The 16,147-nt window shown below is 67.7% G+C and carries 14 protein-coding genes and 2 rRNA genes (1 of these 16 running past the window's edge); 9 read left to right on the top strand and 7 right to left on the bottom strand.

Going from position 1 to position 16,147, the window contains the following annotated elements:
• The first annotated feature begins 140 nt into the window (after window positions 1-140).
• The gene (gene rsgA, locus ACQEVJ_RS05995; protein WP_433112587.1) at window positions 141-1,163 is read left to right on the top strand and encodes a ribosome small subunit-dependent GTPase A; all 1,023 of its coding nucleotides are present in this window, start codon (window positions 141-143) and stop codon (window positions 1,161-1,163) included.
• Between the two features lie 11 nt (window positions 1,164-1,174).
• Here the strand turns inward: rsgA and ACQEVJ_RS05990 are convergent, their stop codons facing one another.
• A complete protein-coding gene (locus ACQEVJ_RS05990; protein ID WP_433097985.1) occupies window positions 1,175-1,813 on the bottom strand; it encodes a LysE family translocator in 639 nt (212 codons plus the stop codon).
• A gap of 164 nt (window positions 1,814-1,977) precedes the next feature.
• Here ACQEVJ_RS05990 and ACQEVJ_RS05985 point away from each other — a divergent pair, with 164 nt between their 5' ends.
• Window positions 1,978-3,315 (top strand): PLP-dependent aminotransferase family protein, encoded by a 1,338-nt coding sequence (locus tag ACQEVJ_RS05985; protein ID WP_433097983.1) that lies wholly within the window; start codon window positions 1,978-1,980, stop codon window positions 3,313-3,315.
• Between the two features lie 4 nt (window positions 3,316-3,319).
• On the opposite strand, the gene ACQEVJ_RS05980 is transcribed toward ACQEVJ_RS05985, so the two are convergent.
• Window positions 3,320-3,763, bottom strand: a complete 444-nt coding sequence (locus ACQEVJ_RS05980; RefSeq protein ID WP_433097981.1) for a DUF4442 domain-containing protein — start codon at window positions 3,761-3,763, stop codon at window positions 3,320-3,322.
• Between the two features lie 81 nt (window positions 3,764-3,844).
• Here ACQEVJ_RS05980 and hisN point away from each other — a divergent pair, with 81 nt between their 5' ends.
• Window positions 3,845-4,630 (top strand): histidinol-phosphatase, encoded by a 786-nt coding sequence (hisN, locus tag ACQEVJ_RS05975; protein WP_433097979.1) that lies wholly within the window; start codon window positions 3,845-3,847, stop codon window positions 4,628-4,630.
• Window positions 4,631-4,844: 214 nt separating this feature from the next.
• On the top strand, window positions 4,845-5,597 hold the full coding sequence (locus ACQEVJ_RS05970) for an NPCBM/NEW2 domain-containing protein (protein WP_433097977.1): 753 nt from the start codon (window positions 4,845-4,847) through the stop codon (window positions 5,595-5,597).
• Between the two features lie 43 nt (window positions 5,598-5,640).
• On the opposite strand, the gene ACQEVJ_RS05965 is transcribed toward ACQEVJ_RS05970, so the two are convergent.
• Window positions 5,641-6,447 carry a fructosamine kinase family protein gene (locus ACQEVJ_RS05965; protein ID WP_433097975.1) on the bottom strand — a complete coding sequence of 269 codons (807 nt, stop codon included), beginning with the start codon at window positions 6,445-6,447 and terminating at the stop codon, window positions 5,641-5,643.
• Window positions 6,434-6,892 (bottom strand): low molecular weight protein-tyrosine-phosphatase, encoded by a 459-nt coding sequence (locus ACQEVJ_RS05960; protein WP_433097973.1) that lies wholly within the window; start codon window positions 6,890-6,892, stop codon window positions 6,434-6,436. The genes ACQEVJ_RS05965 and ACQEVJ_RS05960 overlap by 14 nt, the downstream gene beginning before the upstream one ends.
• Before the next feature lie 163 nt (window positions 6,893-7,055).
• Between ACQEVJ_RS05960 and pstS the strand changes: the two genes are divergently transcribed.
• From pstS to ACQEVJ_RS05935, 5 genes are read left to right on the top strand one after another with little or no spacing between them, the layout of a single operon-like run.
• Entirely contained in the window at window positions 7,056-8,171 is a 1,116-nt protein-coding gene (pstS, locus tag ACQEVJ_RS05955; protein WP_433097971.1) for a phosphate ABC transporter substrate-binding protein PstS, read from the top strand.
• Between the two features lie 4 nt (window positions 8,172-8,175).
• Entirely contained in the window at window positions 8,176-9,156 is a 981-nt protein-coding gene (gene pstC, locus ACQEVJ_RS05950; RefSeq protein ID WP_433097969.1) for a phosphate ABC transporter permease subunit PstC, read from the top strand.
• Entirely contained in the window at window positions 9,153-10,037 is an 885-nt protein-coding gene (gene pstA, locus ACQEVJ_RS05945) for a phosphate ABC transporter permease PstA (RefSeq protein ID WP_433097967.1), read from the top strand. Before pstC ends, pstA begins: the two co-directional genes overlap by 4 nt.
• Before the next feature lie 4 nt (window positions 10,038-10,041).
• Window positions 10,042-10,818, top strand: a complete 777-nt coding sequence (gene pstB, locus ACQEVJ_RS05940) for a phosphate ABC transporter ATP-binding protein PstB (RefSeq protein WP_433097965.1) — start codon at window positions 10,042-10,044, stop codon at window positions 10,816-10,818.
• A gap of 36 nt (window positions 10,819-10,854) precedes the next feature.
• Complete coding sequence (locus tag ACQEVJ_RS05935; RefSeq protein ID WP_433097963.1) at window positions 10,855-11,559, top strand: response regulator transcription factor; 705 nt, start codon at window positions 10,855-10,857, stop codon at window positions 11,557-11,559.
• A 58-nt stretch (window positions 11,560-11,617) separates the two neighbouring features.
• Here ACQEVJ_RS05935 and ACQEVJ_RS05930 read toward each other — a convergent pair whose 3' ends face one another.
• From ACQEVJ_RS05930 to ACQEVJ_RS05920, 3 genes are all read right to left on the bottom strand, one after another.
• Entirely contained in the window at window positions 11,618-12,475 is an 858-nt protein-coding gene (locus ACQEVJ_RS05930; protein WP_433097961.1) for a phosphotransferase family protein, read from the bottom strand.
• Between the two features lie 623 nt (window positions 12,476-13,098).
• A 5S ribosomal RNA gene (gene rrf / locus ACQEVJ_RS05925) occupies window positions 13,099-13,215 on the bottom strand.
• Between the two features lie 71 nt (window positions 13,216-13,286).
• A 23S ribosomal RNA gene (locus tag ACQEVJ_RS05920) occupies window positions 13,287-16,147 on the bottom strand; it runs 244 nt beyond the window's last position.

Here is a 16,147-nt window from a genome sequence, read left to right as displayed (position 1 = left end):
GAGCGAGCGGATCAGTAGGCACAGCGCGATTCGCGAAGTGTCGGCCTGTGCGCCTCCGGCACGACCGAACTCCGAGCCGCTAGGCGAGGGGATGGCATGAGCGAGGGGCTGGTCCCCGCCGGGCGATCGGGGCGCGGGCGCTGAGAAAGCGGCATTACGACGAGGACGACGTCAGGGTCAGGCCGGGCAAGGGCTCACGGCCCCGGACCCGGATCCGTCCTGCCCACAGCGAGGCCGTCGAGGGCTTCGTGGTGGCCGTCGACCGCGGGCGTTACACCTGCCTGGTCGGCGACGGGGTCCCTCAGCGCAAGAGGAAGCGGCGGGACGAGCGGACGCTCGTCGTGGCGATGAAGGCCCGCGAACTCGGCCGCAAGGGCATCGTGGTGGGCGACCGCGTGGCGCTGGTGGGTGACGTCAGCGGGCAGCCCGACACGCTGGCGCGCATCGTCCGCGTGGAGGAGCGCTCCTCCATGCTGCGGCGCAGCGCCGACGACGTCGACGACATCGAGCGCCCCATCGTCGCCAACGCCGACCAGCTGGTCATCGTCACCGCGCTCGCCGATCCCCCGCCGCGCCCCCGGATGATCGACCGGATGCTCGTCGCGGCCTTCGACGCCGACATCGAGCCGCTGCTGTGCCTCACCAAGGCCGACCTGGCCCCCGCCGACGACCTCGTGGCGCTGTACGAACCCCTCGGCGTGCCGTTCGTGGTCGTCCGCAAGGGCGGCCCGCTCGACGACCTGGGCGAGGCGCTCGCGGACCGCATCAGCGTGCTGGTCGGCCATTCGGGGGTCGGCAAGTCGACCCTGGTCAACGCGCTGGTGCCGCACGCCCGCCGGGCCGTGTCCCACGTGAACGCCGTCACCGGCCGGGGCAGGCACACCTCCACCTCCGCGGTCGCCCTGGAGATGCCGGAGGGCGGCTGGATCATCGACACCCCCGGCGTACGCAGCTTCGGGCTCGCCCACATCTCGGTGGAGACCGTGCTCGCGGCCTTCCCCGACCTGGTGGACGCCACGACCGGCTGTCCCAAGGGCTGCACCCACCTCGGCGACGACTGCGCCCTCGACCGCTACGTCGCGGAGGGGCACGCCGACCCCACGCGCCTGGAGTCCCTGCGGCGGCTGCTCGCCAGCCGCGAGGGCTCTGCCGACGAAGACTAGGGCGACGAGGACTAGAACGACGCGGTCCGGGTGAAAGCGAGCATTACGGCGAGTGCTCCGAGCATGCTCCCCATGACGATCCGCTGTGCCCGCAGCCACGCCGGCCGGTGCGCCAGGAAGCCCGCGACACTTCCGGCGGCCAGCACGATCGACAGGTTCACCGTCGAGGCCACCGCGATCTGGAAAAGGCCGAGAACGATGCCCTGAGCCAGCACGTTCCCCGCGCCGATATCGACGAACTGCGGAATGACGGAGACGTACAGAATGGCGATCTTCGGATTGAGCAGGTTCGTCATCAGTCCCATGGCGAAAAGCCGGGGCGGCGGGTCGTGCGGTATGTCCCGCACGGTGAACACCGAAACACCGCCGGGCCCGATCGTCTTCCAGGCGAGCCACAGCAGGTAACCCGCTCCGGCCAGCCGTATCGCGGTGAGAACCTGCGGAACCGCGGCGAACAGCGCCGCCAGGCCGAGATTCGTCGCCGTCAAATAGACGAGAAATCCCGCGACGATTCCGCTCAACGAGATCATCCCGGCCCGGCGCCCCTGGCTGATGCTCCGCGACACGAGATACATCATGTTCGGCCCCGGTGACAGCACCATTCCGAGCGCCACGGAAACGACACCCAGCAGCGCGTTCGCCTCGACCATGATGCCGCCCTCTCCTCGCAGGTCGTCAGTGCCGGTCCGGACGGCTTTCTCAGGCTATTTCATCGTTCACAAAGAATGCAATATTCAATATTGCTCTCGGAGCAATATTGTGTTTGGATGCGTTCACCGTGAGGCGTTCACCGCGATGCGGAGAGGAGGCGGCGGTGGAGAACTACCGGGAGCTGGCCGACGAGGTGGCCGCGGACATCGCCGCCGGGCGGCTCAGGCCGGGAGACCGGCTGCCTCCGCAGCGCGACTTCGCCCGGCGGCGCGGCATCGCCGGCTCCACGGCGGCGCGTGTCTACGCGGAGCTGACCCGCCGCGGCCTGACGGTCGGCGAGGTCGGCCGCGGCACCTTCGTACGCGCCTCCACCCGGCGCCCCGGGACCGCTCTGGCCGAACCGAGCGGCACCAGGATCGACCTCGAACTCAACTATCCCGTCATCCCCGAGCAGGCCCGTCTGCTCGGGGACGGCATCAGGCGGCTGCTGCGCCCCGACGTGCTGGAGGCGTCCATGCGGCCGGTGGGTGCGGCGGGCACCCCTCTCGCCCGCGAGGTCGTCGCGGACCTGCTCGCCCGCGCCGGCTGGCGTCCGGACCCGGCGCGGGTGCTCTTCGCCGGCAACGGACGCCAGGCGATCGCGGCCGTCATCGCCGCGCTGGTCCCGCCGGGTGCGCGGCTGGGCGTCGAGGAGCTCACCTACCCCGTCGTGAAGACGATCGCCACCCGGCTCGGGGTCACCCTCGTGCCCCTGCCGGTCGACGAGGCGGGCCTGGTGCCCGAGGCGGTGGAGACCGCCGCCCGCAAGGCTCCGCTGAGAGCGGTCTACCTCCAGCCGACGCTGCACAACCCGTTGTCGCTCACCATGCCGGTCGAGCGCCGCGCCGAGCTCGCGGCCGTGCTCGCACGGCTGGACGTGCCCGCGATCGAGGACGGCATCTGGTCGTTCCTCCGCGACGAGGTGCCCCCGCTCGCCGCCGTGGCGCCCGAGCGCACGATCCTCGTCGACAGCCTCTCCAAGCGGCTCGCGCCCGGGCTGACCGTGGGATTCGCCGTCGTGCCCGAGGCCGCCGTCCCCAATGTGACCGCGGCGCTGCACTCGGGAGGCTCCGCGCCGCCGCGGTTCGCGCTGGAGGCGGCGGCCAGGCTGGCCGGCGACGGCGTCGTGGAGTCGCTGAGCCGAGGCAAGCGGCGGGACGCCGAGGCCCGGCAGGAGATCGCGGCGCGCCACCTGGGCGAGTTCGCCGTCCGCGGCGACCCGCGGTCCTACTACTGCTGGTGGGAGCTTCCGCCTCCGTGGCGGGCCGACACGTTCGTGGCCGCCGCCGCACGGCACGGCATCGCCGTCACTCCCGCGGCGGCCTTCGCCGTCGGCGACAACCGCACGCCGAACGCCGTCCGCCTCGGCCTGGCCTCACCTCCGGCCGAGACGCTGGCACGCGCCCTGTCCACCCTCGCCGGTCTCGCCCGTTCCTCACCGGACGACCTGCTGGCCGAGTGAGGGGTCAGGCCTTGCGGTTGGGGCGCAGGGTCCAGGCAACGGTCATCTCCGAGACGACGACGTCTTCGGCGTTGCGGATCTCGACGGCGACCTCGAACTCGGGCCGCTCCCCCGCGTCCAGCCGGGCGACGACCGCCTCCCGTTCGGCCCGGAGGGTGGCGGCGGCCGTGACCTCGCCCATGGCGAGCTTGCGGTAGCCGATCCTCGCCTCGGTCGCCAGCGGCACGGCCCGGGACAGCTGGTCGCCGAAGGCCGACAGCATGGCCGCGCCAGAGGCGGTCTCGGCCAGCGTGAACAGGGCGCCGGCGTGCGGGCCGCCCACGTGGTTGTGCAGGTCTCCCCGGTCGGCCAGGCGGGCGACCGCCGTACCGGTGCCGATCGAGTCGAACGTGATGCCGAGCAGCCGCGCGAACGGAACGCTGTCGAGCATGAAGGCGCCGATGTCCATGGCCGGGATGTTACCGACTGGTACGGTTCGTGGCGATCCTTCCTCTGATGTGACCAGGTCGCGGCACGATACGTTGGGCCTGTGACGGAGTACCGCGACGACCTGCATCTCGCGCATCTACTGGCGGACGCCGCCGACGACATCACGATGCGCCGTTTCAAGGCCGTGGACCTCAAGGTCGACACCAAGCCCGACCTCACCCCGGTCAGCGACGCCGACCGGACCGTGGAGGAGGCGATCCGCGGCACGCTGCGCCGTGCCCGGCCCCGCGACGCCGTCGTGGGCGAGGAGTTCGGCATGACCGGCTACGGCATGCGCTCCTGGATCGTCGACCCGATCGACGGCACCAAGAACTACGTACGCGGAGTCCCCGTGTGGGCCACGCTGATCGCGCTGATGGAGCACGGCAAGGTCGTCGTGGGCGTGGTCTCGGCCCCGGCGCTCGGCCGCCGCTGGTGGGCCGCCAAGGAGATCGGCGCGTGGACCGGGCGGAGCCTGAGCAAGGCCACCCGCTGCGAGGTGTCCTCGGTGGGCCGCCTCGACGACGCCTCCTTCTCCTTCTCCGACCTGGAGGAATGGGAGAAGGCCGGGCGGCTCGACCCGTTCCTCGACCTCACCAGGGAGTGCTGGCGCACCCGCGGCTACGGCGACTTCTGGTCGCACATGATGGTCGCCGAGGGCGCGGTGGACATCTCCGCCGAGCCCGAGCTGTCCCCCTGGGACATGGCGGCGCTCACGATCATCGTGGAGGAGGCCGGCGGCTCCTGCACCTCGCTCGACGGCACCGCGCCCCTCGACGGCGGCAACCTCGTCTGCACCAACGGCCTGCTCCACAACGAGGTACTCAAGCGCCTGTCCCCCCGTTGAACCGCCTTATTAGCCCCAGAGAACAGGGTGCAGGTATCCCTTTATAAAAGGATATTTCAGCATAATCGGTGGTGGAATTCGGCCGGCCCGGAGGGAACTCGTTTTCCTCTCGTGACACCCGAATCGCCAACCGGCTTCTCGTGAACCGCGTCGAACAATCGGACGCGCAAGCGGCCTTCCCAGCCCACGAGTGGATAGAGCCGGAACACCGACGATGAGCGCACCAGCCCAGCCGCGGAAAGCACAGGACGACCCGGGCGACAAGGAGCGGAAAAACGCCCGGAGAATAGCGTGGATCAGTGGAGTCCTGACCTTCGCCGGCACGCTCATCACCGCCGGGTCGGCGGTGACGGTCGCCGTCATCGCCTCCCCTGACACGGTGCGGGACGTCGTCGGAGACAGGATCGCGGTGACCCGCACGGCGACGGCGACGGTCACCGCCACGGTCACCGTCAGCCCGCCGGCCCCTTCCCCGCACGCGAGCGTGGCGGACGCCAGTACGGACGAGACCGCCGGAGGCGCCGCGACGTCCCTGACCCGGTCGAATGCCGTCGGCGTCGAGCACTGTGGCCCGCCCGGAGGGTTCACCAACGACTGGCTCGACCGCTCGGTCGCCCTCGCGGGTTCGGACGAGCAGTTCGGCGCCCTGACGTGCCGCGTCGAAGCCGCGGGCGCCGTGACCGGATACCTCGACTACGTGGTTCCGCAGAACGCGACCACGTTCACGGCGAAAGTGGGAATCGACCGCATGTCACCCAACACGTCGGCGAGGGTGCGGTTCTCTGTCGTCGACCTTGACGACAACGTGCTCGCGCAACAGGTGGCGACTTATACGAGCGCGCCGGACATCACCGCCCGGGTTTCGGGAGTGCCGCGAATCCGCCTCAAAATGACGGTCGTCAAGAGCGGCGACGTCTCGGGGTCGAACTATTTCCGGTCCGCGTGGATAAATCCCACCTTCGGCTGACGCGAATCCTTTCGCCCGCCGGATTCCCTTTTGTCGGCAATGGTTACAGCGCGAGGACGTCGCCCGCGGCGGTGAGAAGGCTGCCGCGGTACGCCTCGCCGAACAGGCAGACGTGGACGGCGAGCGGGTGGAGCTGGTGCAGGGGCACGCGCTCGCGCCAGCCGTCCGCGAGGGGCGTCGCCTCACGGTAGGCGGCGAGGATCGTGTTGAGGTGCGGTGCCCCGAACAGCGCCAGCATCGCGAGGTCGGTCTCCCTGTGGCCGCCGTGGGCGGCGGGGTCGACCAGCACGACCCCGTCCGCGGACCACAGCAGGTTCCCGCTCCACAGGTCGCCGTGGATCCGGCTCGGCGGCTCGGCCGGCCCGGCGACCTCCGCCACCCGGTCGCACGCCTCCTCGACCAGCTCCACGTCCGCGGCCGACAGCGCGCCGCGGTCGCGCGCGAGCCGTACGAACGGGAGCACGCGGCGGGACACGTAGAACGACGGCCAATCCGGCGCGGGCTCGTTGCTCATCGGCAGCTCGGCGATGTAGCCGGGCCAGGGGGCGCCGAAGTCCGCGGCCCCGGCGGCGTGCAGGGCGGCCAGCTCACGCCCGAACCGCTCGGCGGCCCCGGCCGTCGCGGGGGCGGTGTCGATCCACTGCAGCACCAACGTGCCGCCGTCCGCGGCGATCACCTCGGGGACGGCCACCGCTCCCGGCTCGGCCAGCCAGCGCAGCCCCGCCGCCTCGCTGTCGAGGACGGCGGACGCGTCCGCGCTCTTCTTGACGAACACCCTGCGGCCGTCGTCGAGCACGCCCTCGTGCAGCGTCCAGGCGTGTCCGCCGCCGAGATCCCTAGTGATCCTCAAGGTACTTCGCCACCCCCTCGCAGGCGGCCTCGACCATCCGCAGCGCCTCGACGAACCCCTCGCGCCCGCCGTAGTAGGGATCGGGCACCTCGGCGCCCTCGGGGGCCGCCGGGTCGAACGACCGCAGCAGCCTGACGTCGGCGTCCGGCGGGGCGATCCGCCGTAGGGCGCGCAGGTTGTCCCGGTCCATCACGAGGATGAGGTCACGCTCGGCGAACCACGCCCGGTCGAACTGGCGGGCCCGGTGGGACGAGCCGTCGTACCCGTGGTCGGCCAGCGTCGCCAGGGCCCGCTCGTCCATGGGCTCCCCCTCGTGCCAGCCGCCGGTGCCGGCGCTGTCCACCTCCACGTCGAGCCCGTGTTCCGCCAGCGTACGGCGCAGCACGACCTCGGCCATCGGCGAGCGGCAGATGTTCCCCATGCAGACCAGACATACACGCTTCATGAACTCAATCCTCTCCCATAACGCCCGTGACCTGCTCGTTATCTCTTCCGGGGTCGCACAAGAGCGACTGGGCGCGTTCATTGCCCGTTCACCTTTACCAAGGTTTTAGGTCACCTTGGCTCCCTACCGTCCCTGATGTTGAGAGACAAGGGGAGGAACAACCGTGAAGTATGCAGGCCGGCTCGCAGCCGCCACTATCGTCGGCGTGCTCTCGCTCGCCGCATGCGGGACCGATGACAACACTGGCAACGCGGGGGGCACCTCCAGCGCCGCCGCTCCCGCGCAGGGCGACGACACCCTGAAGGGCACCATCAACGCCGCCGGCTCCTCGGCCCAGGCGAACGCCATCGCGGAGTGGAAGAAGAACTTCCAGTCGTCGAACCCCGGCGTCAGCATCAACTACAACCCGAGCGGCTCCGGCGCCGGTGTCCAGGCGTTCATCCAGGGCACGGTGGCCTTCGCCGGCTCCGACTCGGCCCTGAACGACGAGAAGGGCGAGCCCGCCCAGGCCGACGGCCGTTGCAAGACCGGCAAGGCGATCGACCTGCCGATGGTGACCGGCCCGGTGGCCGTCGTCTACAACCTGCCGGGCGTGGACGGCCTCCAGCTCTCGCCGAAGACCATCGCCGGCATCTTCAACAGCAAGATCACCAAGTGGGACGACCCGGCCATCAAGGCGGACAACCCCGACGCCAAGCTGCCCTCGACCGCCATCCAGGCGTTCCACCGCTCGGACGAGTCGGGCACCAGCGACAACTTCACCAAGTTCATGAAGGGCACCGCCGAGGCCGACTGGCCGTACGAGCCGGCCAAGGCCTGGCCGGCCGAGGCGCAGGGTCAGGGCTCCAAGGGCTCGGACGGCATCGCGTCCAGCGTCAAGAGCACCGAAGGCGCGATCAGCTACGTCGAGCTCTCCTTCGCCGAGAACTCGCAGCTGCAGAAGGCCAAGGTCGCCAACGGCGCCGGCGAGTACGTCGAGCTCACGCCGGAGAGCGCGGGCAAGACCGTCGAGGCCGCGGAGATCGTGGGCAGCGGCAACGACCTCAAGCTGAAGATCGACTACGCCACCAAGGCCGCGGGCGCCTACCCGATCGTGCTGGTGACGTACGAGATCACCTGTGAGAAGGGCCTGTCGGCGGACGACGCGAAGCTGGTCAAGTCGTTCCTGACCTACACCTCCAGCGACGAGGGCCAGCAGGCGCTGACCAGCCTCGGCTACGCGCCGCTGCCGGCGAGCCTGCTCACCAAGGTCCGCACCGCGGTCGAGGCGATCTCCTAACCAGATGGCGACATCAACCAGAACCAGGAAGAGCGGGCCGGCCATGCGCCGGTCCGCCTTCCGGCGCAGCCGCGGCGACGGCCCGTTCCGCTTCGCCTCGACCGGGGCCGGTGTCGTCCTTCTGGCGATCATGGCCGCGATCGGGGTGTTCCTGGTCGTCAAGGCCGTCCCCGCCCTCCGGGCGAACACGTCCCACTTCCTGACCGAGCTGACCTGGCAGCCGAACGCCACCAAGCCCGTCTTCGGCATCGGGGCGCTCGCCTTCGGCACCGTGCTGAGCTCGCTGCTCGCGCTGGTCATCGCCACCCCGGTGGCGGTCGGGGTCGCGTTGTTCATCTCGCACTACGCGCCCCGGCGGCTCGCCTCCGTCCTGGGCTACGTGGTGGACCTCCTCGCGGCGGTCCCCAGCGTGGTGTACGGCCTGTGGGGCGTCACCTTCCTCGTGCCGTTCATGCTCGGCCCGTCGAAGTTCCTCAACGACTACCTCGGCTGGATCCCGCTGTTCGGCGGTGACACCGTAGTCGGCAAGAGCATGCTCACCGCGTCGCTCGTGCTCGCGATCATGATCCTGCCGATCATCGCCGCGATCTCCCGCGAAGTCTTCCTGCAGGCCCCCAAGATGCAGGAAGAGGCCGCGCTCGCGCTCGGCGCGACGCGCTGGGAGATGATCAGGATGTCGGTCCTGCCGTTCGGCCGGCCCGGCGTCATCAGCGCCGCCATGCTCGGCCTCGGCCGCGCGATGGGCGAGACCATCGCGGTCGCGCTCATCTTCCCCGCGACGTTCAAGATCTCGTTCCAGATCCTCGGCCCGTACGGCAACAGCATCGCCGCCAACATCGCCAACGGCTTCGGCGAGGCGACCGAGGTGGGTCGCGGCGCGCTGATCGCCTCGGGTCTCGTCCTGTTCCTCATCACCCTGCTGGTGAACATGGCCGCCCGCTTCGTCATCGCCCGCCGCAAGGAATACGCGAGGGCCGCAGCGTGACCGTACAGACCGGAATCCAGCCCATCTCCGCAGCGCGGCGGGCCAAGGACCGCATCGTCCAGGTGCTCGTCTACCTGGCGTTCGCGCTCGCGGTCATCCCGCTGCTGTCGGTGCTGTGGCTCGTCGTCAAGAACGGCATCGGCCGCTTCGACATGGAGTTCCTCACCCACTCCATGCGCAACATCGGGGCGCGCGACGCGGGCGGCGGCGCCTACCACGCCATCATCGGCACGCTCGAACAGGTCCTGCTCGCATCGGTCATCGCGGTCCCGATCGGCCTGCTCACCGCCGTCTACCTCGTCGAGTACGGCGAGGGCGGGCGACTGTCACGCATAATCAGCTTCTTCGTGGACGTCATGACCGGCGTCCCTTCCGTCGTTTCCGGGCTCTTCGTCCTGGCCTTCTGGATCCTCGTGCTCGGCATGCCGTTCTCCGGCTTCGCCGGCGCGCTCGCCCTGTCGATCCTGATGATGCCGGTCGTGGTCAGGTCCGCAGAGGAGATGCTCCGCCTGGTCCCCCGGGAGCTGCGCGAGGCGTCGTACGCGCTGGGTGTGCCCAAGTGGCGCACCATCGTCAAGGTCGTGCTGCCCACCGCGTTCACCGGCATCGTGACCGGCGTCATGCTGGCCGTGGCCCGCGTCGCCGGCGAGACCGCGCCGCTGCTGCTGACCGTCTTCATCACGGACTCCATCAACAACGACCCGTTCAACGGGCCGCAGATGGGGCTTCCGCTGTACGTCTTCGATCAGGCCGGCCGTCCCACGGACACCGCGATCGACCGGGCCTGGACCGGCGCGCTCACGCTGATCCTGATCGTCATGCTGCTCAACCTGGTCGCACGCCTCATCACCTGGTGGCGTTCGCCCGCGAGGAGGAGGTAGGAACATGGCCAAGCAGATCGAGGTCTCGGACCTCGACGCCTACTACGGCTCGCACAAGGCGATCGAGGGCATCTCGATGACGATCGAGCCGCGGTCGGTGACGGCCTTCATCGGCCCCTCGGGCTGCGGGAAGTCCACGTTCCTGCGGACCCTCAACCGGATGCACGAGGTCATCCCCGGCGCCCGGGTCGAGGGCAAGGTCCGCCTCGAGGAGCAGGACCTGTACGGCGCGGACGTCGACCCGGTGTCGGTCCGCCGGACCATCGGCATGGTGTTCCAGCGGCCGAACCCCTTCCCCACGATGTCCATCTTCGACAACGTGGCGGCGGGCCTCCGGCTCAACGGCCGTTACTCCCGTTCGGAGCTGGACGGCATCGTCGAGGATTCGCTCAAGGGCGCCAACCTCTGGAACGAGGTCAAGGACCGGCTCAACAAGCCGGGCGCGGGCCTGTCCGGCGGTCAGCAGCAGCGCCTGTGCATCGCCCGCGCGATCGCCGTACGCCCGCAGGTGCTGCTCATGGACGAGCCCTGCTCGGCGCTCGACCCCATCTCGACGCTGGCGATCGAGGACCTGATCTCCCAGCTCAAGCAGGACTACACGATCGTGATCGTGACCCACAACATGCAGCAGGCCGCCCGGGTCAGCGACAAGACCGCGTTCTTCAACCTGGCCGCGCAGGGTCAGCCCGGCAAGCTCGTCGAGATGGCCGAGACCTCGAAGATCTTCACCAATCCGGCCGAGAAGGCGACCGAGGACTACATCACGGGCCGCTTCGGCTGACGACCGCTTCCGGCTGACAGCATTGGAGGGACCTGGGTGACGGCACCCGCAGTGGAGGGGGACACTCGGACGGCGCCCATGCTCCTGGTGGCCGATCCGGACGCGGGTCTGGTGCGGCAGCTCTCGGCGGCCATGCAGGCCGAGGGCGTCGACGTGACCGGCGTACCGGACGGCGCCCAGGCGCTGCTGCAGGCCGGAGCGCTCCGGCCCGACGCCGTGCTGATCTGCGCCTCCCTTCCCATCGTCGGCCCCGTCGACTTCGTCCGCGCCGTACGGCTCATGCGGGCCGTGCCCGTCCTGCTCGGCATCGACTTCGGGAGCGACGCCGAGCAGGCCCTGCAGGCCCTGGAGGCGGGCGCGACGGCCTGCGTGGCCAGGCCGTACCGCGTGCCTGAGCTTCTCCCCCTCGTCCACGCGGCCTTCCGCCGGCAGGACGGCCACCGGATCGTGCTGACGATCGGCGACGTGGAGCTCGACGTGACGGCGTACCAGGTGAAGGTCGGCGGGCAGGTCGTGCACCTGCCGCTGCGCGAGTTCGAGCTGCTGCACTATCTGATGCGCAACGCGGACAGAACGGTCACCCGCGAGCAGATCATGCGCAACGTCTGGCACTCGACCGACGGGATGTCCACCAACACCATCGCCGTGCACGTCAAGCGCCTGCGCGCGCGGCTGGGCGACGTCGAGGACAGGATGATCCAGACCGTCCGAGGAGTGGGCTACCGCCTGGTCAGCGGCTGACCGCTGTCTCAGTGCGCGCTGTCTCGGTGCTCGCTGTCTTCAGGTGAAGGTGTGGTCTTCAGGAGAAGGTGTGGTCGAGGTGCGCAAGACCGGCGTCCGCATACGACCGGACGCCCGAGCTCAGGCCGTACGCGACGTCCTCCAGCAGCGCGCACCGCGCGTAGAAGACCGCCCGCTCGTGGTCCGCGTCGTCGCGCCGGCCCTGATAGTGCTCCAGCGTCCGCTTGTAGACCTCGGGTCCGAGGTCCCGGTAGACGAGCGCCAGGTCGTACGCGGGATCCGCGATGGCCGCGTCCGTCCAGTCGATGACCCCCGTCACGGTGCTCGCCTCGACGTCCACCAGTAGGTGCTCGCTGCCCAGGTCGTTGTGGCACAACGTCAGCACGCCGGGCTCGGCGGGGGCCGCGGTGCCGATGAAGTCCTCGACCAGCCGCCGGGCGGCCGCCGGCACGTGGGCCACGATGTCCCGGTAGTGTTCTTCGGCCTCTTCCAGGAGCTCGCTCATCGAATAGGTGTCACGCGACACGAACGCTTCCATCCGCTCCACCGGCGCCGCGTGGAGCCGGCTCAGGAACTCGCCCAGGGGGGCCGCCAGACGCGCGGGTTCCCTGACCGGGTGAAGGTTCAGCGGACGACCGGGCAGCTTGCGGTACGCGAGGACGCCCTCTTCCTCGTCCACCAGAATCGGCTGCGGCACCGGCAGCGGCGACAGCTCGCTCACGGCGGCGAGCAACGCCGCCTCTCTCCGCACCTCTTCGCCGCGGAGAGCCACATCGTCGATCTTGCTTTGGCGTACGACCAACTCACCGTTGACCTCGTACGCCGCGTTGTCCTGTCCCTCGCCCAGACGTTCGACGGTACTGACCACGTAGCCGGGGAGGTGGCGGGCCAGCAACCGGATGATTTGCTCCGTCACCTCCGTAACCCTAGCCATTTTGGTTGGTTGGTTGGGTGGGAGGTCACTGTGTCTGGGGTGGGGGCTCTCGTGAGGAGGTTGGTCGGGTGGAGCGGGAGGTCGCTGCGCCCGGCGGCGGAGGTGTCACGGTGGGGCGTGTTGGCGGGGTGGGGTGGGAGGTCGCTGCGCTCGGCGGCGGGAGGTCTCACGGTGGGGCGTGTTGGTCCGGTGGGGTGGGACGTCACTGCGCCGGCCGGAAGGTCCGGTCCTCGCGAAGCCCGCTCCGCTGGGCCTTCGCTGCGGTCCTCCCTCCCGCCCGCTCCGCTCCTCCCGCTTGCTGCTCGCGCCCACCCAGCGGCGGCACCACATCCCCCTGTCACCTCGGCCGGCCGCCTCGCGCCGGCCCAGCCTGTCGCGGCGCGCAGCCTCACCCAGGAGGACACCACCAGGACGCCATGGAACACACCACCGCACCCCGCGGGCGGAGGCCTCTGGAAATGCGAAAGCCCCGGCCAACCGGCCGGGGCACCCCCACCACACACCACCACACCATCTCCCACACCCCACCAGCAGGCATGGGGAAAAACCCCTGAAAATGCGGTAGGGCCACCCCAAACCAGGGTGGCCCTACCGCATGAAAGATTGTCCGGCGGTGTCCTACTCTCCCACACCGTCCCCGGTGCAGTACCATCGGCGCTGACAGGCTTAACTTCCGGGTTCGGAATGTAACCGGGTGTTTCCCTGCCGCTATGACCGCCGTAACCCCATGAAACACACAACCACCAAGCAATGGTTGCTGTCTCTGAGATCACATAGTGGACGCGAGCATATTATGGTCAAGTCCTCGGCCTATTAGTACCGGTCAGCTCCACGCATTACTACGCTTCCACTTCCGGCCTATCAACCCCATCATCTCTAGGGGGCCTTACCCACTCTCGTGGTGGGAGACCTCATCTTGAGGCGAGCTTCCCGCTTAGATGCTTTCAGCGGTTATCCCTACCGAACGTAGCCAACCAGCCGTGCTCCTGGCGGAACAACTGGCACACCAGAGGTTCGTCCGTCCCGGTCCTCTCGTACTAGGGACAGCCCCTCGCAAGTCTCCTGCGCGCGCAGCGGATAGGGACCGAACTGTCTCGCGACGTTCTAAACCCAGCTCGCGTACCGCTTTAATGGGCGAACAGCCCAACCCTTGGGACCTACTCCAGCCCCAGGATGCGACGAGCCGACATCGAGGTGCCAAACCATCCCGTCGATATGGACTCTTGGGGAAGATCAGCCTGTTATCCCCGGGGTACCTTTTAGCCGTTGAGCGACACCGCTTCCACACGCCGATGCCGGATCACTAGTCCCAGCTTTCGCTCCTGCTCGACCCGTCAGTCTCACAGTCAAGCTCCCTTGTGCACTTACACTCGACACCTGATTGCCAACCAGGCTGAGGGAACCTTTGGGCGCCTCCGTTACCTTTTAGGAGGCAACCGCCCCAGTTAAACTACCCACCAGACACTGTCCCCCACCCGGATTCACGGGCGCGGGTTAGACGTCCAAAACGACCAGAGTGGTATTTCACCAATGACTCCACCCTGACTAGCGTCAGAGCTTCCCAGTCTCCCACCTATCCTACACAAGACGCTCCAAACGCCAATGTCAAGCTGTAGTGAAGGTCCCGGGGTCTTTCCGTCCTGCTGCGCGAAACGAGCATCTTTACTCGTACTGCAATTTCACCGGGCCTGTGGTTGAGACAGCGGGGAAGTCGTTACGCCATTCGTGCAGGTCGGAACTTACCCGACAAGGAATTTCGCTACCTTAGGATGGTTATAGTTACCACCGCCGTTTACCGGCGCTTAAGTTCTCACCTTCGCACCCCGAAGAGTGCTAAGCGGTCCCCTTAACGTTCCGGCACCGGGCAGGCGTCAGTCCGTATACATCGTCTTACGACTTCGCACGGACCTGTGTTTTTAGTAAACAGTCGCTTCCCCCTGGCCACTGCGACCCCCACCAGCTCACGGAGCAAGTCCGATCACCAGTAAAGGTCCCCCTTCTCCCGAAGTTACGGGGGCAATTTGCCGAGTTCCTTAACCACAGTTCACCCGACCGCCTTGGTATTCTCTACCTGACCACCTGAGTCGGTTTCGGGTACGGGCCGCCGCGACACTCACTAGAGGCTTTTCTCGGCAGCATAGGATCACCCACTTCGCCACAATCGGCTCGGCATCACACCTCAGGCACATGAGAGACGGATTTGCCTATCTCTCGCCCTACATGCTTACCCCGGGACAACCACCGCCCGGGCTGGGCTACCTTCCTGCGTCACCCCATCGTTTACCTACTACCAGATCAGGCCAGGCGTTCAGCCTCACCCCAAACCCGAAGGCTCGAAGGGCTTAAGGACCCTTAGTATCACTGGATTCGATATGGGCGCATCACAGCGGGTACGGGAATATCAACCCGTTGTCCATCGACTACGCCTGTCGGCCTCGCCTTAGGTCCCGACTTACCCTGGGCGGACGAACCTGCCCCAGGAACCCTTGGTCATTCGGCGCAGAAGATTCTCACTTCTGACTCGCTACTCATGCCTGCATTCTCACTCGCACGACCTCCACCACACGATCACTCGGCGGCTTCACCGGCTCGCACGACGCTCCCCTACCCACCACCAGCAAATGCCGGCGGTGCCACGACTTCGGCGGTGTACTTGAGCCCCGCTACATTGTCGGCGCAGAATCACTTGACCAGTGAGCTATTACGCACTCTTTCAAGGGTGGCTGCTTCTAAGCCAACCTCCTGGTTGTCACTGCGACTCCACATCCTTTCCCACTTAGCACACGCTTAGGGGCCTTAGTCGGTGATCTGGGCTGTTTCCCTCTCGACCACGGAGCTTATCCCCCGCAGTCTCACTGCCACGCTCAACTTACCGGCATTCGAAGTTTGGCTGACGTCAGTAACCTTGTCGGGCCCATCAGCCATCCAGAGCCCTACCTCCGGCAAGCAACACGCAACGCTGCACCTAAATGCATTTCGGGGAGAACCAGCTATCACGGAGTTTGATTGGCCTTTCACCCCTACACACAGGTCATCCCCCAGGTTTTCAACCCTGGTGGGTTCGGTCCTCCACGCAGTCTTACCCACGCTTCAACCTGCCCATGCGTAGATCACTCCGCTTCGGGTCTACAGCATGCGACTCAAACGCCCTATTCAGACTCGCTTTCGCTACGGCTCCCCCACACGGGTTAACCTCGCCACACACCATAACTCGCAGGCTCATTCTTCAAAAGGCACGCAGTCACATCACAGCCGCCCGAAGACGACTACGCTCCTACGGCTTGTAGGCACACGGTTTCAGGTACTATTTCACGACCCCTCACCGGGGCGCTTTTCACCTTTCCCTCACGGTACTCGTTCACTATCGGTCATCAGGAAGTATTTAGGCTTACCAGGTGGTCCTGGCAGATTCACACAGGATTTCTCGAGCCCCGTGCTACTCGGGAACACTCCCAACAGTCGGCAAAGTTTCGCCTACCCGGCTATCACGGTCTACGGCCGCCCTTCCCAGAGCGTTCGACTACCCCACCGATTTCTCACTGCCTGAAGAGACGGCGGTCTCCCCCGGAAGGTCCCACAACCCCGCACACGCAACGCCCGCCGGCTATCACACGCGCACGGTTTAGCCTCCTCCGCTTTCGCTCACCACTACTC

The sequence above is a fragment of the Microbispora sp. CA-102843 genome, assembly GCF_050936215.1.
Taxonomy (GTDB): domain Bacteria; phylum Actinomycetota; class Actinomycetes; order Streptosporangiales; family Streptosporangiaceae; genus Microbispora.
The sequence above is the reverse complement of the archived record's forward strand: the minus strand, read 5'-3'. Positions and strand labels throughout refer to the sequence as shown.

Coding starts and splice junctions, on each gene's coding strand:
- ACQEVJ_RS05990 (WP_433097985.1), bottom strand. CDS start 1,813: ATGGTCGAGGCGAACGCGCTGCTGGGTGTCGTTTCCGTGGCGCTCGGA.
- ACQEVJ_RS05980 (WP_433097981.1), bottom strand. CDS start 3,763: ATGGACATCGGCGCCTTCATGCTCGACAGCGTTCCGTTCGCGCGGCTG.
- ACQEVJ_RS05960 (WP_433097973.1), bottom strand. CDS start 6,892: ATGAAGCGTGTATGTCTGGTCTGCATGGGGAACATCTGCCGCTCGCCG.
- pstB (WP_433097965.1), top strand. CDS start 10,042: ATGGCCAAGCAGATCGAGGTCTCGGACCTCGACGCCTACTACGGCTCG.
- pstC (WP_433097969.1), top strand. CDS start 8,176: ATGGCGACATCAACCAGAACCAGGAAGAGCGGGCCGGCCATGCGCCGG.
- ACQEVJ_RS05970 (WP_433097977.1), top strand. CDS start 4,845: ATGAGCGCACCAGCCCAGCCGCGGAAAGCACAGGACGACCCGGGCGAC.